The 19,403-nt window shown below is 69.1% G+C and carries 15 protein-coding genes and 1 pseudogene; 9 read left to right on the forward strand and 7 right to left on the reverse strand.

Annotation, left to right across the window (positions count from 1 at the left end; translation table 11 throughout):
- Window positions 1-272, reverse strand: a pseudogene (locus tag ACOJUJ_RS28830) (hypothetical protein); the annotation flags it as partial.
- A gap of 155 nt (window positions 273-427) precedes the next feature.
- On the opposite strand from ACOJUJ_RS28830, the gene ACOJUJ_RS28835 reads away from it, so the two are divergent.
- The 4 genes from ACOJUJ_RS28835 (at window position 428) to ACOJUJ_RS28850 (ending at window position 4,931) form a co-directional block, all read left to right on the forward strand.
- Window positions 428-2,215, forward strand: coding sequence for an ABC transporter ATP-binding protein (locus ACOJUJ_RS28835; protein ID WP_420130385.1), 1,788 nt, complete (start codon window positions 428-430; stop codon window positions 2,213-2,215).
- Between the two features lie 37 nt (window positions 2,216-2,252).
- Window positions 2,253-3,221, forward strand: coding sequence for a sensor histidine kinase (locus tag ACOJUJ_RS28840; RefSeq protein WP_420130386.1), 969 nt, complete (start codon window positions 2,253-2,255; stop codon window positions 3,219-3,221).
- 14 nt (window positions 3,222-3,235) lie between these two features.
- Window positions 3,236-3,607 (forward strand): response regulator, encoded by a 372-nt coding sequence (locus tag ACOJUJ_RS28845; protein WP_420130387.1) that lies wholly within the window; start codon window positions 3,236-3,238, stop codon window positions 3,605-3,607.
- Window positions 3,608-4,160: 553 nt separating this feature from the next.
- Complete coding sequence (locus ACOJUJ_RS28850) at window positions 4,161-4,931, forward strand: c-type cytochrome (protein WP_420130388.1); 771 nt, start codon at window positions 4,161-4,163, stop codon at window positions 4,929-4,931.
- Between the two features lie 529 nt (window positions 4,932-5,460).
- Here ACOJUJ_RS28850 and ACOJUJ_RS28855 read toward each other — a convergent pair.
- The 6 genes from ACOJUJ_RS28855 to ACOJUJ_RS28880 form a co-directional block, all read right to left on the reverse strand.
- Window positions 5,461-5,820 carry a hypothetical protein gene (locus ACOJUJ_RS28855; protein ID WP_420130389.1) on the reverse strand — a complete coding sequence of 120 codons (360 nt, stop codon included), beginning with the start codon at window positions 5,818-5,820 and terminating at the stop codon, window positions 5,461-5,463.
- Window positions 5,821-5,848: 28 nt separating this feature from the next.
- Window positions 5,849-7,465 carry an alpha-amylase family glycosyl hydrolase gene (locus ACOJUJ_RS28860; protein WP_420130390.1) on the reverse strand — a complete coding sequence of 539 codons (1,617 nt, stop codon included), beginning with the start codon at window positions 7,463-7,465 and terminating at the stop codon, window positions 5,849-5,851.
- Between the two features lie 103 nt (window positions 7,466-7,568).
- On the reverse strand, window positions 7,569-8,018 hold the full coding sequence (locus ACOJUJ_RS28865; protein ID WP_420130391.1) for a hypothetical protein: 450 nt from the start codon (window positions 8,016-8,018) through the stop codon (window positions 7,569-7,571).
- A 71-nt stretch (window positions 8,019-8,089) separates the two neighbouring features.
- Window positions 8,090-9,061, reverse strand: a complete 972-nt coding sequence (locus ACOJUJ_RS28870; RefSeq protein ID WP_420130392.1) for a TIGR03885 family FMN-dependent LLM class oxidoreductase — start codon at window positions 9,059-9,061, stop codon at window positions 8,090-8,092.
- Window positions 9,061-9,939, reverse strand: a complete 879-nt coding sequence (locus ACOJUJ_RS28875) for an SDR family oxidoreductase (RefSeq protein ID WP_420130393.1) — start codon at window positions 9,937-9,939, stop codon at window positions 9,061-9,063. The genes ACOJUJ_RS28870 and ACOJUJ_RS28875 overlap by 1 nt, the downstream gene beginning before the upstream one ends.
- A gap of 409 nt (window positions 9,940-10,348) precedes the next feature.
- Window positions 10,349-11,626: a PepSY-associated TM helix domain-containing protein gene (locus ACOJUJ_RS28880; RefSeq protein ID WP_420130394.1), complete on the reverse strand. Its 1,278-nt coding sequence runs from the start codon at window positions 11,624-11,626 to the stop codon at window positions 10,349-10,351.
- Between the two features lie 503 nt (window positions 11,627-12,129).
- Here ACOJUJ_RS28880 and ACOJUJ_RS28885 point away from each other — a divergent pair.
- From ACOJUJ_RS28885 to gyrA, 5 genes are all read left to right on the forward strand, one after another.
- Window positions 12,130-13,536: an amidohydrolase gene (locus ACOJUJ_RS28885; RefSeq protein ID WP_420130395.1), complete on the forward strand. Its 1,407-nt coding sequence runs from the start codon at window positions 12,130-12,132 to the stop codon at window positions 13,534-13,536.
- Entirely contained in the window at window positions 13,529-14,809 is a 1,281-nt protein-coding gene (locus tag ACOJUJ_RS28890) for an amidohydrolase family protein (protein WP_420130396.1), read from the forward strand. Before ACOJUJ_RS28885 ends, ACOJUJ_RS28890 begins: the two co-directional genes overlap by 8 nt.
- A gap of 318 nt (window positions 14,810-15,127) precedes the next feature.
- Window positions 15,128-15,730, forward strand: coding sequence for a hypothetical protein (locus ACOJUJ_RS28895; protein ID WP_420130397.1), 603 nt, complete (start codon window positions 15,128-15,130; stop codon window positions 15,728-15,730).
- Window positions 15,727-16,002, forward strand: a complete 276-nt coding sequence (locus ACOJUJ_RS28900) for a hypothetical protein (protein WP_420130398.1) — start codon at window positions 15,727-15,729, stop codon at window positions 16,000-16,002. Before ACOJUJ_RS28895 ends, ACOJUJ_RS28900 begins: the two co-directional genes overlap by 4 nt.
- Window positions 16,003-16,408: 406 nt before the next feature.
- Window positions 16,409-19,021 (forward strand): DNA gyrase subunit A, encoded by a 2,613-nt coding sequence (gyrA, locus tag ACOJUJ_RS28905; protein ID WP_420130449.1) that lies wholly within the window; start codon window positions 16,409-16,411, stop codon window positions 19,019-19,021.
- Window positions 19,022-19,403 lie beyond the last annotated feature (382 nt).

A 19,403-nucleotide genomic window follows, 5' to 3' on the forward strand; every position in this document is an offset into this window, starting at 1 on the left:
GGGGCGGCGGCCTGCGGGGCCGGCGCGGGCGTCCGCGGCTGGCCCGGCGCGGGGGCCACGGTGGGCGCGCCGGTGCCGCCGGCCAGGGCCACGTCCGTCAGCGCCACCTCGGGGGTGGTGTCCGGCTTGAGGGCCAGGTCCAGATCGCGCTCCAGAGCCTCGCGCTCCAGCGCCGCCCGGTCGGTAGTGTCCTCACCGCCGCCGCAGGCGACCAACAGAGAGGACACCGGCAGGGCCAGCGCGAACGCCAGGGCCAGGTTTCTACGCGTCATCAAACTGCTCCTTTACCCGCGTGGTTGCTTGCTTTCCAGTCGGGGGCAGGGTACGATGCACTTCTCGGCGCGCCCCCCGGTTGAGTACACCAGAGGGGCAATGGGCGTGCCCCACTGCTACATCAGATGCCTCAAAGCTGCTACAAGCGGGATTCATGCGAGAATTGAAGGCGCTTTTGCCGTACCTGCGGCGCTACCGCGGCGCCATTGCCGTGGGGCTGGGGACGGTGGTGGTGTCCAACGCGGTGAACGTCGCCAGCCTGGAGTACATCAAGGCGGGGGTGGACGCCCTGGCGGAGCCGGGTGCCACGCGCTCCGTCGTAGGCAGGTACGCGCTGTTCTCCGCGCTTCTGGCCGTGGTCGCCGGCGTGGGGCGCTTCTACATGCGGCAGATCCTGAACGGCATCAGCCGCAAGGTCGAGCTGGACCTGCGCGACGACTTTTTTGCCCGCCTGCTGCGGCTGGACGCCGGGTTCTACGCCACCAATCCCACGGGCGAGATCATGTCGCGGGCCACCAACGACATCTCCGCGGTGCGGATGGTGGCGGGGCCTGCGTACATGTACCTGGTCAACACGCTGGTCTTTGGCGCCTTCGCCATCGTGCGGATGGCGATGATCGACCCGTGGATGACGCTCATCTCCCTGATCCCCCTGCTGCTGCTGCCGCCGGTGACGGTGGGCTTTGGCAACCTGATCCACAGCCGCTTCGAAAAGATCCAGGAGCAGCTGGGGATTCTGAGCACCATGGCGCAGGAGAACCTGGCGGGGCAGCGCATCGTCAAGGCGTACGGGCAGGAGGCGGCGCAGACCACGCGCTTTCGCGCGCTGGCGCACGAGTCCATGCGCCGCAACGTGGACCTGGCGCGCACGCAGGGCCTCTTCTTTCCCTCGCTGGGCCTTCTCGCCGGGTTGGGGATGGCGGTGGCGCTGTGGGTGGGCGGACGGGCGATGGTCGCCGGCCGCATCACGGTGGGCGACCTGGTCATCTTCCTCATCTACCTGGGGATGCTTTCCTGGCCGATGATCGCGCTGGGGTGGGTGGTGAACCTGTTCCAGCGTGGCGCGGCGTCGATGGGCCGCGTGTCACGGGTGCTGGAGACGCGCCCGTCCATCCAGGACGCGCCCGGCGCCGTGTCGCCCGCGGCGGTGCGCGGCGAGATCGAGTTCGCCGGCGTCACCTTCCGCTACCCCGGCACGGAGCGGGCGGTGCTGCAGGACGTTTCGTTCCGCGTCCCCGCGGGCGCCACCGTCGCGGTGGTCGGCCCCACGGGATCGGGAAAATCCACCGTGGTTTCGCTGCTCACGCGGCTGTACGACCCCACGGAGGGCGAGGTGCGGGTGGACGGCATTCCGCTGACGCAGTGGAAGCTGGAGCGTCTGCGCGAGGCGGTGGCGCTGGTGCCGCAGGACACCTTTCTGTTCTCCGACACCATCGCCGAGAACCTGGCGCTGGGCTTTGACGAGGCGGACGAGGCGCGGCGGCTGGAGCGCATCCGGGGCGCGGCGCGGGTGGCGGAGCTGGACACCACGGTCGAATCCTTTCCCGGCGGATACGACACGGTGCTGGGGGAGCGCGGCATCAACCTGAGCGGCGGGCAAAAGCAGCGCGCGGCGCTTGCCCGTGCGGTGGCGCGAGACGCGCCCATCCTGGTGCTGGACGACGCCCTGAGCGCGGTGGATACGCACACGGAGCACGGGATTCTTCAGGGGCTGCGCCGCGTGTTCGAAGGGCGTACCAGCCTGATCGTGAGCCACCGGGTAACGGCGGTGATGAACGCGGACGTCATCCTGGTGATGGATGGCGGGCGGCTGGTTGAGCGCGGAACGCACGCGGAGCTGCTGCGAGCCGGTGGCGTGTACGCGGCGCTCCAGCGGCGCCAGCTGCTGGCGGAGCAGGTAGAAGGAGACGACCTGCTTGCAGCGGCGCCAGGCGCCGTCTAGATTGGCGCCTACAAAGGTTCCCCCCTCTTCGACCCGCATGGACGACCTCCGCCTTTACCTTCAGGGCGATCAAGCGACCGCGGAGCGCCTGCGCGAGGTGCTTGCCCGCGAGGGTTTCCGCATCGTGGACGCGCCGCGCGCGGAGTCCGCGCCCGGCATCGTCCTGGAGATCGACGGCCTTCCCGGCACGCCGCCCTCCGTGCGCGAGGTGGCCGGCCGCGTGCAGGAGCTGGAGCGCGCGGTGCTGGAGCTGCGCAACCTGGACGTGGCCAAAAGCCAGTTCCTCACCAACGTGTCGCACGAGCTGCGCACGCCGCTCACGGCCATCGTCACCTACGGCGAGATCCTGCGCGACGGGCTGCTGGGCGAGATCAGCCCGCGGCAACGCGAGGCCATCGAATCGATGATCGGCAGCTGCCGGCAGCTGCTGGCGATGATCGAGGAGATCCTGACCTACGCGCGCACCAACGCCCCCGCCATCGACATCCGCCCCGCCGAGTTCCGCCTGCACGACGTGGTGGAGAACGTGCGCGAGATGAACGGCTCGCTGCTGGAGCGAAAGGGCCTTTCGTTCACCACGGAGTACGACGGCGACATCCCCGCGGCGTGGGCGGACCGGGACAAGGTGGCGCACGTGCTGGGAAACCTGATCGGCAACGCCATCAAGTTCACCCCCGAGGGCGGCTGGGTGAAGGTGGAGGCGCAGCCGGCGCCCGGGCAGCCCGGCTGGCTGCTGGTGGAGGTGCGGGACAGCGGCATCGGCATCGACCCCGAGCACCACGAGCTGATCTTCCGCGAGTTCGCGCAGGTGGACGCGTCGCGGGCGCGGGTGCACCACGGCACGGGGCTGGGGCTTTCCATCGCCCGGCGCTTCGTGGAGCTGCACGGCGGGCGCATCTGGGTGGAGAGCACGCTGGGCGAGGGAAGCCGCTTTTTCTTTACGCTGCCGTCGGTGCACGCGGCGGGGATGCCGGAAGAGCTCGTCAACGGCGGGACGGACGCGTGAGCGCGGATCCGGGGATGAAGACGGTTCTGCTGGTGGAGGACAGCGACGCCATCCGCGACGCGTTCACCATTCTGCTGGAGGACGCCGGCTACACGGTGCTGGGCGCGGAGAACGGCACGGACGCGCTGCGCCTGGCGGAGGAGCGGGTGCCGGACCTGGTGCTGCTGGACATGGGCCTTCCCGACATGACGGGGCTGGACGTGGTGCGACGGATGAAGGCCGAGCCGCACACGGCCTCCATCGCCGTCGTGGCCGTGACCGGCCGCGACGAGGAGGCGGACCGCCGGGCGTGCCTGGCGGCCGGCTGCGCCGCGTACGTCGTAAAGCCCGTGAACACGCAAAAGCTGGTGCGGGACCTGCCCGGGTGGATGGCGGCGGGTGTGTAGGTGAAGGGGGGAACGGGTGGCGGGGTGAACGGGTGACAGGTGATGGGTGGATTCAGGTTGAGGGAGTGCGCCGGCCGGCTCTTCCCCGGCGGTTGAAACCGCGGCTGGAACGTCACGAAGTCCGCCTGCGCGGACTGTAGCCGCATCTGCCCGCCGAACAGACGACCATGCATCCCACAAAGCCCCGCGCAGTTCGCGGGGCTTTCGCTTTTCCAGCCGCGGGTCCACCAGACTCCGCCGTAGTGCTCCCCCGCTCGCCCGTTCGCCCGTTCGCCCGTTCACCCGTTCACCCGTTCACCCGTTCACCCGTTCACCCGTTCACCCGTTCACCCGTTCACCCGTTCACCCGTTCACCCGTTCACCCGAAGATGGATGCTGGACGCGGCGGCCGTGAACCCGCATCCGCGCAGCCGGCGCCGATGCAGCCGTGCATCCGCGCGCACGCGGCGGAGAAGGAAAGTACGTGATTTGCGTCATCCCTCCGCATCCGCAGCCCGCCGGCTTTCCCTCGCCGGTTGTACGGCGCCGCGCGTCCTCATCGACCGAGATCCCCATGCCCGCCAAGACCGTATTCCGCACCGTGCTGCTGATGGCCGCGCTTTCGGCGTGCGCGGGGCAGGCGTCCCGCCCAACCGCCAACGGCGCGGCGTCGGGGGAGAGCGAGCACCAGAACCTGCAGGTTCTGCCGGACACCATCTCGCACGACGCGCTGATCGCGGTAATGCGCAACTTTACCGGCGCGCTGGGCGTGCGCTGCGCCCACTGCCACGTTCCGTACGACCCGGCCAAGCCCGACTCGCTGAATTTTGCCTCGGACGCAAAGCCGGCCAAGGACGTGGCGCGCGGGATGATGCGGATGGTTCGGGAGATCAACGGCGAGCTGCTTCCGGAGATCCCGGAGCTGGGCGAGAACCCGATGGCGGTGGGATGCGTGACCTGCCACCGCGGCGCGCCCCGCCCGCTGATGCTGGAGGACACGCTGCTGACGGTGGCGCGCACGCAGGGCGCGGATTCCGCCGTGGCGGCATACCGCGCGCTGCGGACGCAGTACTACGGCCGTTTCACGTACGACTTTGGCGAGCGGTCGCTGAACACGCTGGCCACGCGCCTGGCGGCGCAGGGGCGGCAGGCGGAGTCGCGGCGCATCCTGGAACTGAACGTGGAGCAGTTCCCCAACTCCGCCGGCGCGGCGTTCGAGCTGGGGCGCACGCTGGAGGCGCTGGGCGAGCGCGACCGCGCCATCGAGCAGTACCGCCACGCGGTCACGCTGCAGCCCAACCACCGCGGCGCGCAGGAGCGGCTGCGGGCGCTGGGGCAGCCGTAGGGGCTTGGTCGTGCGGCGTTTCCAGGAGGTTCGCGCGGGACCCGCAAGGGCGAATAAATTCGCTGCAACAACTACACAAAGTCCGCCTGCGCGGACTCGGCGGCATGGGTGGGTGCGGCGTCCCAGGCGGTTGCGCGTCCGCAACCAGGGAACCCGCTGGGGTGGCGCTCCTTCGAAATGACGATTCGTGGCGAGGCGCGACGGATCGCCCCCCCACGTGCAGTTGAAGCCCCGTCTGGCGAGCGCAAGCGAGCCGGACGGGGCTTATCGCTTTCCCAGCAGCGGGTTTACCCGCTCATCCCACGCTGATCCGCATCTGCTCATCCTCGCCCGCTCATCCTCGCCCGCTCATCCTCACCCACTCACCCTCACCCGCTCATCCGCATCTGCTCATCCGCATCTGCTCATCCTCACCCGGTCATCCTCACCCGCTCATCCTCACCCACTCATCCTCACCCATTCGTCCTCACCCACTCATCCTCACCCACTCATCCGCACCCGCTCATCTCCACCGCTCGCGCCTCAGCTCCTATCCGCCGGTGAGCAGACCGTACACGCCGCCCAGAAAGATCCCCGCCGAACCACCCAGGATGCAGCCGTTGAAGGCGACGGCGGCCTTCTCACCCTCGTCCGCGCCGCTGTGCATCACCAGCGCGCCGGCCGCGCAGCCAACAGCGGCCCCGATGAACATCCACTGCACGCTCGATCGCGCGGCCCACGCCGTGGCATCGCGCTCCCCCGCGGGCGCGGACGTGAGGTCCACGCGCAGCCGCGCATCCGGCACGGGCATCCGCATCCACGCGTCCGTGGCCGCCGCGGGCTCGCCCGGCTGCGCGGCAAGCGGCGCCGCGAACAGGATGGCGGCCAGCGCGATCATCATCATCCGCATCAACATTCTCCCGGTCTGATTCGGTGGACTAATCCAGCCTCACGATCACGCCCTCGTCGCCACGCAGTTCGATCGTCTGCTCCACGCGTCCGCCCTCCGTCTCCGGCAGCGTGCTCAGCACCGTTTCGCCCGCTCCCTCGAAGCCCAGGGACGCGGGCTCGGCACCAAGGTTCAGCGCGATCAGAAAGCGCGAATCACCGTGCGAGCGCAGGTAGGCGAGCACGTCGCCCTGCGCATCCACCGGCGCCCAATCGCCCACGGAGAGGGCGGGCTCGCGGCGGCGCAGGTCCATCAGCGCGCGGTGCAGGGCGAGCATGGAGGCGGGGTCTACCCGCTGCGCGGCCACGTTGTTCGCCGCGAAGTCGGCGGCGACGGGGAGCCAGGGCTCGCCGGTGGTGAAGCCGGCGCTGGGTTCGGCGCTCCACTGCATGGGCGTGCGCTCGGGGTCGCGCCCCAGGCCGCGGCCGGGAAGGTTCTTTTCCCACGGGTCCTGCACCCGGTCGGGCGGGATGGGAACGTCGCGCATCCCGATCTCGTCGCCGTAGTAGACGGTGGGCGTGCCGCGCAGGGTGAGCAGCAGCATGGCGGCCACGCGCGCCTGCGCCGGGCCCACGCGGCTGGCGATGCGGTGCCTGTCGTGGTTGCCCAGCACCCAGTTGGGCCACGCACCGGGGGGAAGCAGCTCTTCGTAACGCCGCACGGCCGCGTCGATGGTCCGCGCGTTCCAGGGGAGCTTGATGAGCTGGAAGTTGTAGGGAAAGTGCACGCCACGGCCATCCTGGCCGTAGTACGCCATCATCCGCTCCACCTCGTTGTAGATCTCGCCGATGAGCACACGGCCGTCGTACCCCTCCACCACCTGCCGCATCCGCTCGATCAGTGCGTGCACGTCCGGGCGGTCGGCGGAGTGCTGGCGGAGCAGCGCGTCGTACGGATCATCCACCCCCTCGCGGTAGTTAGGATTGGGCGGATTGTCGCGGAAACCGGCATCTTTCATCACCACCTGGATGGCGTCCACCCGCACGCCGTCCGCGCCGCGGTCCAGCCAGAAGCGGAGCACGTCCAGCATCTCCACCTCCACCGCCGTGTTGCGCCAGTTCAGGTCCGGCTGCTCGCGGAGAAAGGTGTGCAGGTAGTACTGCCCCGTGGGCGCGTCCCACTCCCACGCGCTGCCACCGAACGCGCTGAGCCAGTTGTTGGGCGGCCCGCCATCCGGCGCCGGGTCGCGCCAGACGTACCAGTCGCGGCGGCGGTTGTGGCGGGCGGCGCGCGCCTCCACGAACCACGGGTGGCGGAACGAGGTGTGGTTGGGGATGTAGTCCACGATCACGCGGATGCCGCGCGCGTGCGCCTGCTCCACGATCCGCCCGAAATCCACCATGCTGCCGTAGGCGCGGTCCACGGCGCGGTGGTCGGTGACGTCGTAGCCAAAGTCGTCCATGGGCGAGGGATAGAACGGGCTGATCCACACCGCGTCCACACCCAGCCACCGCAGGTAGTCCAGCCGCTGGACGATGCCGCGCAGGTCGCCCACGCCGTCGCCGTCCGTGTCCTGGAACGAGCGGGGATAGATCTGGTAGATGACGCCGCGCTGCCACCACGCCGGCCCCTCCCCCGCCCCGCCGCCCTCGATCCCCTGCGTCATCGCTGCACCGGGCTCAAAATGACGATTCCACCGCCGCGACCCTGCCGCGGCGGTGGACGAACTCCATCCGTGTCTCGCGGGTTGCTTTCCCGCACGCCCAGCGTCAGGGCTGCACGATCTCGACGCGAAGGCCGGAGAGGGCCCAGCGCAGGCGGACGCGCACCACGGTTCCAGCCGCCGGCGGCGCGCTGAACTGCAGCCCGTGGGCAATGGTGAGCGCGGGGACCCGGAAGTTCGTGTTGCTCACACGGATGTCCGTGGCCGATTGCACGGTGCCGTTCTCGTCGAGCGTAACCTCCATCAGCGCGTCGCCCCGGACGCCGGCGGACGCCATGCTGGGCGGATACACGCTCCGCATCTGCTCCAGCACCTTCTCCTCATTCACGATGCGCAGCGGACCGCCCACAACGGGCTGCGGCGCGCCGGGCGTGGCCACGGCGATCACGCCGGCGGGCGCGGGCACGGTGGCGGGACAGGTGCACTGGGGCGCGCAGGCGGCGGCGCCGGCGGAAAGGAGAAGGACGGCGGCGATCGCGAAAGGCGGACGGCTCATCGGCGTATCGGGGTTCCAGGCGTGGTCATGGGTTGGTTCCGCACTCAAAGGAGCGGGGGAGCGGCCCTACGTCAACGTTTCGCCAGCCGCGGCAGGACGCGCTCGCCAAACACGTCGATGAACCGCTCCTGCTGGTCGCGGTGCACGCAGTGCAGGTTGATCTCCTCGAAGCCCATCTCCACGTCGCCGGCCAGCCACTCCAGGTGCTGCTCCACGTCCGCGGAAACGCGCATCTTCTTCTTCACGTCTTCTTTGCTCAGCGACGCGCCCGCCGCGTCAAAGTGGGAGGGCAGGCGCAGGTCGGAGAGCACGGGGCTGGGCAGGTTGAGGGTGCGCCACTGCTCCCACGCCCCGTGCAGCGCCTCTTCCTCCGTCCGCGCGCAGGAAAGCTGCGCCTGCAGGTAGATGGGCTTCCCCTCCCCGCCACCGCGGCGAAAGGCGTCGATCATCCCCTGCATCGATTCCCGCGTGCCCACGACGGTGATCATCCCGTCCGCCCATCCGCCCATCCACTCCGCCGTCTGCGGGCTGAGCGCCGCGCCCACGATCCTGGGCGGCTCCTTGGGGAGCGAGTAGATGCGCGCTTCCTCCACGGTGATCAGCCCGTGGTGCGTCACCGTCTCCCCCGTCCACAGGGCGCGGATGATGTCGACGCCTTCGCGCAGCCGGGCGTTGCGCTCGGCCTTGGTGGGCCAGCGCTGGCCGGTGATCCCCTCGTTCAGCAGCTCGCCGCTGCCGGGGGCGATCCAGAAGCGGCCCGGATACATCTCCGCCAGCGTGGCCGCCGCCTGCGCGATGATGGCCGGGCTGTAGCGCCAGCCGCCCGGCACCGTGACCACGCCGAAGGAGAGCGACGTGGCCTGCAGCGCGGCGCCCAGCCAGCTCCACGCGAACCCGCTGTGCCCCTGCGTTTCGCCCCAGGGGTGAAAGTGGTCCGAGCACATCCCGCTTCCGAACCCCGCCTGTTCCGCGCGCCGCACCAGCCGCAGCAGTTCGCCCGGCGCGTACTGCTCGTGGCTGGCGTGGTAGCCGATGCGCGCCATCAGCGGCTGCTGGTCTTGCCCGTGATCGCCAGCACCTCGCCGGAGATGTAGCGCGCGTCGGCCGACGCCAGGTAGACGAAGCCGGCGGCGATCTCCACCGGCTGCGCCGCCCGCTTCCACATGCTGTCCTGGCCGAACTTCTTTACGTGCTCGTCTTCCAGCGTCGACGGGATCAGTGGCGTCCACACCGGGCCGGGCGCCACCACGTTCACGCGGATCCCCTTGTCGGCGACGCTCTGCGCCAGCGCCTTGGCAAAGGTGTGGATGGCGCCCTTGGTGGCGGAGTAGTCGATAAGCCCGGGGTTCCCCTCCAGCGCCGTCACGGAGCCGGTGTTCAGGATCACGCCGCCGGCCTTGAGGTGCTTGAGCGCCGCTTGGGCCATGTAGATGTAGCCGAAGATGTTCGTCCTGAAGGTGCGGTCCAGCTGCTCTTCGGTCACGTCCTCCAGCTTCTCCTGTTCCATCTGATAGGCGGCGTTGTTCACCAGGATGTCCAGCCGCCCGAACTCCCTGGCCGCGCGGTCCACAAAGTCGGTGCACGCCTGCTTTTCGCGCACGTCCAGCCGCTGCACGATGCACTTTCGCCCCGCCGCCTCCACCTGCCGCCGCGTCTCCTGCGCGTCCTCGTCCTCCGCTTCCGACAGGTAGCCGATGGCCACGTCGGCGCCTTCCTTTGCGAAGCAGATGGCGACCGCGCGCCCGATGCCGCTGTCGCCGCCGGTGATGACGGCGGCCAGCCCCTCCAGCTTGCCGCACCCCTGGTAGCTGGTTTCGCCGTGGTCGGCGCCGGGCTTGAGGGCGTCGTCGGTGCCGGGGTACGACTGGTCGGTCTGCTTGCCGGACGGGTCGGGGCCGGCCAGCGGGTTGCGGTCCAGCATATCGAACTTCCCTGCCTGCGGGTTGATGGATGCGGATTTTTCGGCGCGCGGCGCAGGTGCAGGGGTTGTGCCGGGGGTGGGGCAGGGTGTGGGGGTGTGAGGGTGAACGGGTGTGGGGGTGAACGGGTGTGGGGGTGAACGGGTGTGGGAGTGAACGGGTGTGGGGGTGACGGTCCGTAGGCGGGTTGATGGATGTGTGCCCCGCACGGCGCCGGTCGTGTTGGATGGATGTGTGCCCCGCCTCCGGTCCCCCGGGCTAAAGCCCGGGGCTATGAATGCCATAAGCCCCGTCTCGGCTCGCTTGCGCTTGCCGAACGGGGCTTCACCTGCATGCACGCCACATGCTCCTCGCCGGACCGAACGGACCTCGCGCTAGAACACGCCCGCGTGACGGCGGGAGGCCGACGAATCACACCCCGACCGTCTCCGCCTCCTCCAGCGGCTCGGGGCGGCGCGAGACAGGGGCGGGACGCTTCGGGGCGCGCCACTGGCGATAGCGGCGCCACGTGAGCGCCAGGCCCGTCCACACCAGGAACGCGGCGCCCAGTGACACCAGTCCCGCCAGCGTTTGCCCCGGAATCCCCAGCACCTCGCCCGTGTGCGCAAAGCGCAGGATGCCGCGCAGCCGCCGCCCAGGCGACTGCGAGGGGAACGGCTCCCACTTGCTCACCTCGCCCGTCGCCGGGTTCAGCGCCAGCGAGGCGCGCTTGTGCGGCTGCCCGCCATCCCCGCGATCGATGGAGAAGGCGATCGGCTCGGCGGCCTCCTTGGGGAGCGTGAGCGTGATGCTGCGCCATCCCTCCACCTGCCGCTCCGCCCGCGCGGCCAGCGTGCCGATCCCGTCCAGAGACACCGGCGGCTTCGCATCACCGCCGCCCCGCCCGCCGCGCTCGCCCTGCCCGCCCCGCTCACCCGAGGGCCGCGCCGCCGCGGACGCTCCGCCCGCCGCGCCCGGTCCGCCCGGCGCGCGGCCCTCGCCCTGGGGCGGCGGCGGAGTGTCGCCGACCACGCGGTAGACCAGGTTGCCCGCCCAGGGATAGGAGATCACGACGCCCGAGACCACGATCACGAACAGCGGCACCAGCGACCAGATGCCGATGACGTGGTGCCAGTTGAAGTCGCGCGCCTTGGGGGTGAGGCCCTTGCGGAACCACGCCACGTTGCGGAACGCCTTGCGCGTCCAGTTGCGGGGGAACCACAGGTACAGGCCGCTGATCACCAGGAACAGAAAGGCAAGGTTGGCCGCGCCGCTGATGGACTTGCCCAGTTCGCGCTTTTCCTCGCTCTCGGCCCCCACCCAGCGGTGCAGCGCCACCACCTTGCGAAAGAAGCCGCGCATGCCGGCGTGGCCTTCGCTCAGCACCTGGCCCGTGTAGGCGCTCACGAACAGCGTCTTCTCCCGCCCGAACGCCACCTGCGCCGGCGCGTCCGCATCCGCGAACCACTTGAGCGTCGTGGGCTTGCCGGGGTGCGCCTGCGCCACGCGCGCCAGCAGGGCGTCCGGCGCCAGCCGCGGGGCACCGGGCGCGGGCGGCCCCGCCTCCAGCCCGCGCAGGTCCGCCCAGGCCGTCATCTGCCGCTGGTACGTCAGCAGCACGCCCGTCACCGACATCAGCAGGATCACCAGCGCCGCGCTCACGGCGGTCACCAGGTGCATCCAGAACACCACCTTGCGAAACAGCTTCACGGACGGGCCCACGAGTCTGGAAGGATGCGCTGCCACACGGCCGGACGCGCGGTGAACGGCGGCGGGGATCAGCAGCAGAATGCGGTTGAGAATCTTTCTCAACTTCGGTGGATCGGGTTCTTCCGTCAAGACCCGGCGCCCTGACCATCACACCTCCGAAGGCTGGATCTTCACAAGCTCGAAAGACTTGCATTGAATCCCCAAAGAGGTGTCACGCGGAGGGCATGGAGACGCGGAGAGCCTCTTTTCGTGTCTCCGCGCCTCCGCGCCCTCCGCGACTCCGCGTGAGAGATGTTCTTTTTGCGGATCTCGCGCCGGGCAGATCCGTAGCCGCGACCGGACGGATGCCCTTGCACCTGTATCCTGTATACGGCATTATGCGCCGTCCTTCCCCGCGACACCCCGGCAACAGACATCTCCCAGGCCCGGCAGTCCGCCTGCGGGTGCTAAAAAACCTGGCCGCCGACGTGTCGCACCCTTCGCAACGCGTTCCGGAGAAGCACATGAAGCGTGCGTTGTGCGCCCTGGCGCTGGCGGCCGCCACGGCTGCCTGCTCGCAGGGGCAGGCGCGGCCCGCCAGCACACCGGCGTCCCAGGCGGCGCCGCAGTCGCCGGCAGACCCGTTCCCGTCCACCTACCGTCCCTTTCCCTCGCAGCCCACGCTCATCCGCGGCGGCACCGTGATGACGGCGGCGGGGCAGATCATCCCCAACGGCCAGGTGCTGATGGTGGATGGCCGGATCGCCGCCGTGGGGCAGACGGTGCAGGCCCCCGCCAACGCGGTGGTGGTGGACGCGACGGGCAAGTGGGTCACCCCGGGCGTCATCGACACCCACTCGCACCTGGGCGTGTACGCCAGCCCCGGCGTGCAGGCGCACAGCGACGGCAACGAGGCCACCAGCCCCAACACCGCCGAGGTGTGGGCCGAGCACTCGATCTGGCCGCACGACCCCGGCTTTACCCGGGCGCTGGAGGGCGGCATTACCTCCATGCAGATCCTTCCCGGCAGCGCCAACCTGTTTGGCGGGCGCAGCGTGACGATCAAGAACGTCCCCAGCCGCACCGCGCAGGGGATGAAGTTTCCCGGCGCGCCGTACGGGCTGAAGATGGCGTGCGGCGAAAACCCCAAGCGCGTGTACGGCGAGCGCGGCGGCCCCAGCACCCGCATGGGCAACGTGGCCGGTTTCCGCAACGCGTGGATCCGCGCCGCCGATTACCGGCGCCGCTACGACGAGTGGAACAGCAACGGTCGCAACGCGTCCAGCATGCCCGCCCGCGACCTGGAGCTGGAGACGCTGGCCGGAGTGCTGCGCGGCGAGATCCTGGTGCACAACCACTGCTACCGCGGCGACGAGATGGCGCAGATGATCGACATCTCGCGCGAGTTCGGCTACCGCATCCGCTCGTTCCACCACGGCGTCGAGGCGTACAAGGTGCGCGACCTGATGGCCCGCGACAGCATCAGCGGCAGCCTGTGGGCGGACTGGTGGGGCTTCAAGATGGAGGCGCTGGACTTTACCCGCGCCAACCTGGCCATGGTGCACCAGGCCGGCGCCCGCGCCATCGTGCACTCCGACGACCCCACCGGCATCCAGAAGCTGAACCAGGAGGCCGCCAAGGCCATCCAGGCCGGCCGCGAGGCGGGCATCGAGGTCAGCGAGAACGACGCGCTGCGCTGGATCACGGCCAACGCCGCGTGGGCGCTGGGCATCCACGAGCAGGTGGGCACGCTGGAGCCGGGCAAGCAGGCCGACGTGGTGATCTGGTCGCACAACCCGTTCAGCGTGTACGCCCGCGCCGACCGCGTGTACATCGACGGCGCCCTGATGTTCGACCGCCTCGATCCGTCGCGGCAGCCCCGCACCGACTTCGAGGTGGGACTTTTCCCGGCGGAGGCCTCGAATGACTAAGCGTTTCCTTGCCGCGGCCGCGGCCGCGGCGTTGGCGGCCGCCCCGGCGGCGGCGCAGACCATCGCGATCACGGGCGGCACGGTCCACCCCATCTCGGGGCCGGCCATCCCCAACGGCACCGTCATCATCACCAACGGCCGCATTACCGCGGTGGGTGCGGGGATCGCCGTTCCGGCCGGCGCGCAGCGCATCGACGCCACGGGCAAGATCGTCACGCCGGGGCTGATCGAATCGTCCACCAACATGGCGCTGGTCGAAGTGGAGTCGGTGGGCACCACCAACGACTACCGCTTTCAGGACAACGAGGACCAGGTGGCGGCGGCCTTCAACGTGGCCGACGGCATCAACCCCCGCTCCATGGTGATCCCCGTCACCCGCATCGCTGGCGTGACCACGGTGGTCAGCCGTCCCGCGGGCGGGCTGATCGCGGGCCAGGGCATCGGCATCGACCTGGTGGGCAACAACGTGGGCGACATGATGATCCGCCAGGCGCCCATGGCCATGTTCGCCTCGGTGAGCGAGAACGAGCACCAGGCGGGCGGCGGCACGCGCGGCGGGCTGTTCATGCGGCTGCGCGAGGTGCTGGAGGACGCGCGGGTGTGGAACCGCAACCCGCAGGCGTACGAGCGCGGCGAAACGCGCGAGTTCTCGGTGAGCCGGCTGGACCTGGCCGCGCTGCAGCCGGTGCTGCGCGGCGAGATGCCGCTGGTGGTGGAGGCACACCGCGCCAGCGACATCCAGACGGTGCTGCGGCTTGCGGACGAGTACGACCTGAAGGTGATCATCGCCGGCGGCACCGAGGGGTGGATGGTGGCCGACGACCTGGTGCGCGCGCGGGTGCCGGTGCTGGTGAAGGTGCTGCGCAACCTGCCCGAGAGCTTCGAGTCGCTGGGCGCCCGCTACGACAACGCGGCGCTGCTGCGGCGCGCCGGCGTGCAGGTGGCCATCACCACCGGCGAGACGTTCAAGGCCTTCAACATCCGCCAGGAGGCCGGCAACGCGGTGGCCTACGGCCTTCCGTACGACGAGGCGCTGCGCGCCATCACCCTCTACCCCGCGCAGATCTACGGGATGGCCGACCGCTACGGCACGCTCGAGGTGGGCAAGGTGGGCAACGTGGTGGTGTGGGGCGGCGATCCGCTGGAGCTGCTCACCCCCGTGGAGCACGTGATCATCCGCGGCCGCGAGGTGCCGCTGGTGAGCCGCGAAACCATGCTGCGCGACCGCTACATGAACCTGGACGAAAACGTGCGGACGTACCGGCAGCCGTAAGGGCGGTACGAAGGTACGGCGTACGAAGGTGCGGAAGTGCGTGAGTGCGTGAGTGCGTGAGTGCGTCCGGAAGTCTTAGTCTCACGCGTCGGATCAAGCTCCCGCAGAACGAACCGCCCCCGCGGACCGATGGGTCCGCGGGGGCGGTTTGCGTCAGGCATCCATAATCCGCCTCAGCAGGCACGGAAACCGGCGAAAAGCGCGCCTATGTGGCCAGGTAGCGGGCCCACTTTCCGCCAGCACTACCGGGCGCTTCCGGATGCTGTTATGCTCTGTTCACTGTGATCACGTCCAAGGGAGCGACATGGGTGAGCGGGGATGGCACGACGAGAGGCGCAGGACGAATGGCTGGCGGTGCTTCGGCCGGCCTACGCGGCGGCACGCGACCGGCATGCACGCATGCGGGCGAATGCCTACGACGTCGCGAGGCATGATGCGCTGGCAAGGCAAGCGTGCGGGCCGAATCTCCAGTTCACCGATATCGACGCATACGCGCTTGAGCGGTGGGCGCAATCGTGGCGCGGAGCTCATCCTTCAGGCTCGGGTGGATGGAAGTGGCCCTCACTTGTCGAGAGCATTCCACATCGTGCCGCGGTGTTGCCGGTCGCGATCTGGTACGGTGAGGACCTTTGCGGGCTGGCGATCGGACGTGCATCCCGCCGCCGGTTCAACAGGTCACGCCACACGGTGACGCTCACCCATCTGGAGAGAAGGCCGGAACCACCGAACGTCCCATTGCGCGGCCACGTCGCGGACCTCGCCGTCGGGGTGGCAAGAGCGTACGGAGAGGCGGTCGGCGCGCGAAGACTCCGGCTGCTGAACCCGGATCGCAACCTGCTCCCCTACTACGAGGGGATGGGATTCAGGACAATCTGGAGCGCCGGGATTCCACGGTACTGTGAAAAGGAGCTTTTTCCATGACATCAGAAGAAATTCTGGCGCGACCGATTGTCAGGCCGAGAGGCATCCGCGCCTTTTTCAAAAATCTGCTCTACTGGATTCTGGATTGGGACGACGAGATCACACTCGCAGAAGGCCGGCAGCGCATGCGCAACAGCCCCGGATTTTACGGCTCGCTGACGCCAGAACAGCGGGAGTTCCTGCGGACCCACGAAGGGCCGGATTTCCTGAGCCCGCCGTTGACGCGGCGGAACCGCCGTTTCCTGCTCCAGGAGAGCCCTCCGGCGCCGTAACGCGGCTCGCGCGTGTCCACGTGGCGCTTCCCCGACCTCGGGTCGAGGAAGCGCTTTTCATATCACATTGCCGGAGAGACGCCTGAACGCTGGCTACCCGCGCTCCCGCACTCCCGCACTCCCGCACTCCCGCACTCCTTCGCGTACGCATACGCACGCGCGGTCACGCGCACGTGTGCGCACCTGCGCGCGCACTGGCGAAAAGCCCGTCCAGAGCGTAGTTTGAGGGCCTTGCCAGCCCCCCTCTTTCCGGGGCACCGGACAGCCTACCCGGGGTATCAGTTACGCACGGCGCAAACGCGTCTGCGGCAGCAACTTCCCTGACGGTCCCACGACGCGACGAATGTCCGACGACTTCACGCCAGAGATCCCCGACATGGACGGCGGCGACGACAACGCGGGCGACATGCCCGCGACGGCGTCTCGCATCCTTCCGCGCCTGATCGAAGCCGAGATGCGCGAGTCGTTCCTCGATTACTCGATGAGCGTCATCGTGCAGCGCGCGCTTCCCGACGTGCGCGACGGGCTCAAGCCGGTGCACCGGCGCATCCTGTACGCCATGCAGGAGGCCGGCCTGGTCCCCACGCGGCCGTACAAGAAGAGCGCGACCGTGGTCGGCGACGTGCTGGGCAAGTACCACCCGCACGGCGACCAGTCCGTGTACGACGCCCTCGTGCGCATGGTGCAGGACTTTTCCCTGCGCTACCCGCTCATCGACGGCCAGGGCAACTTTGGCTCGCTGGACGGCGACAGCGCGGCGGCGTACCGGTACACCGAGGCGCGGCTGGCCCCGCTGGCCACGGAGATGCTGGCGGACATCGACAAGGAGACGGTGGACTTTGCGCCCAACTACGACGACCGGCTCATGGAGCCGCGCGTCCTGCCGGCCAAGTTCCCCAACCTTCTGGTCAATGGGTCCAGCGGCATCGCCGTTGGGATGGCGACCAACATTCCGCCGCACAACCTGCGCGAAGTGGTGGCGGCCTGCGTGCACCTGATCGACAACCCCGACTGCACCTGGGAAGACCTCCACAAGTTCGTAAAGGGGCCGGATTTTCCCACGGGCGGCGTGATCTACGGCATCGACGGCATTCGCGAGGCGTACGAGCACGGCCGCGGCCGCGTGGTGGTGCGCGCGCGGGCCACGATCGAGGAAAAGGAGGGCGGCAAGGGCGAGCGCATCATCATCACCGAAGTGCCGTTCCAGGTGAACAAGGCGCGGGTGATCGAGTACATCGCCGAGCTGGTGCGCGACAAGAAGATCGAGGGGATCGCCGACCTGCGCGACGAGAGCGACAAGAAGATCCGCGTGGTGATCGACCTCAAGCGCGACGCCATTCCCCACATCGTGCTCAACCAGCTGTACAAGCACACGCAGCTGCAGAGCACCTTTGGCGTGATCATGCTGGCGCTGGTGGGCGGGGTGCCGCGCGTGCTGGGGCTGCGCGACATCATCCACCACTTCGTGCAGCACCGGCACGAGGTGGTCATCCGCCGCACCACCTTCGAGCTGCGCAAGGCCAAGGAGCGGGAGCACATCCTGGAAGGCCTCAAGATCGCCGTCGACAACATCGACGAGGTGATCGCCATCATCCGCGGCAGCGAGACGACGGCCGAGGCGGGCGCAAGCCTGCGGACGCGCTTCGGCCTTTCGGACCGCCAGTCGGACGCCATCCTGAACATGCGGCTGGCGCGGCTCACGGGGCTGGAGATCGAGCAGCTGGAGGCGGAGCTGGGCGAGGTGCGCGCGACCATCGCCGACCTGGAGGACATCCTCTCCAACCTGGATCGCCGCAAGGGGATCATCAAGGACGAGCTGAACGAGGTCGCGGACAAGTTTGGCGACGAGCGGCGCACCGACCTGCTGGGGATGACGGGCAGCTTCTCCATCGAGGACCTGATCCCCGACGAGGAGATGGTGATCACCGTCTCGCACAGCGGCTACATCAAGCGTGTGCCGTCGGATACGTACCGGGCGCAGGCGCGGGGCGGGCGCGGGATCGAAGGGATGAAGACCAAGGAAGAGGACTGGGTGGAGCACCTGTTCCTGGCCAACACCCACGACTACCTGATGTTCTTTACCCGCGACGGCCAGTGCTACTGGCTCAAGGTGCACGAGATCCCGGTCGGTTCGCGCAACAGCCGCGGCAAGCCGGTGGTGAACCTGATCAACATCGCGCCGGACGAGAAGATCGCGGCGCTGGTGCCGGTGCGCACGTTCAGCCCCGACCGCTCGCTTATCTTCGCCACCCGCAAGGGGGTGGTGAAAAAGACGTCGCTGGCCAGCTACGGCAACCCGCGGCGCGTGGGGCTTAACGCCATGAACGTGCTGGAGGGCGACGAGCTGATCAGCGTGCACCTGGCCGACGGCACCTGCGACGTGGTGCTGGCCACGCGCGACGGCATGGCCATCCGCTTCGAGGAGCGCGACGTGCGCGAGATGGGGCGCGCCACCACGGGCGTGCGCGGCATCACGCTGATGGACGACGACGTGGTGATCGGGATGGTGGTGACCAAGCCCGGCTCGTCGCTCCTTGTCGTCAGCGAGCTGGGGATGGGCAAGCGCACGGTGCTGGAGGCGTACCGCTGCCAGCGCCGCGGCGGCAAGGGCGTCATCAACCTGCGCACGGGCGACAAGACGGGTCGCGTGGTGGCGGTCAAGGAGGTGCACCCGGGCGACGAGCTGATGATGATCACCCGTGAGGGCATCATCATCCGCAGCCCGGTGGACCAGATCCGCGTGATCGGGCGCAACACGCAGGGCGTGCGGCTCATCAACCTGGGTCCCAAGGACGCGGTGATGGACGTGGCGCGCGTGGTGAACGAGGACGAGGAGCCCCAGCCGATCTCGGTCGACATTCCCGAGGGCCAGGAGGTGGTGGATTCGGTAGCGCTGGAGGAGGAGCTTGGCATCGACGACCTGGATGACGACGACGCCGGCGACGAGCCCGACGACTTTATCGAGGAGGATGAAGGCCCCGACTCGGTGGACGAGCTGCTGGACGACGGCGAGGTCTGATTCTCGGCGTCGGTGGATGACGGATGATGCGAACGGGGCCGCGGCGACGCGGCCCCGTTCGCGTGTTGTTATTGATCGTTGCGCCGGTCGGATCGCGAGCAGGCCGATGGTTCTCCAGATCGCGCATCAGGTGGTGCGATCGACGTGCTTCCGCTACGCTCCGGACGCATCCACCGATCCTCATCCCTCGGCGCCTGCAGCCACGCGATGTGGATGGCGGGAATGGTGTTCCCCCCAAAAACGCGGATGGCCCCCTGCCGCATTCCATCTACTTCCCGCTTCCGACGCCCTCACAAAAGATCCTGCCTCGTCGACATCCCCCATCCGCACCCGACACCTGGTATCCTGCTTCAGCCCGCGAGAGCAGCGGAATCGCCACGTA

Origin of the sequence: Longimicrobium sp., from assembly GCF_048594345.1 — a bacterium.
Lineage (GTDB): Bacteria > Gemmatimonadota > Gemmatimonadetes > Longimicrobiales > Longimicrobiaceae > Longimicrobium.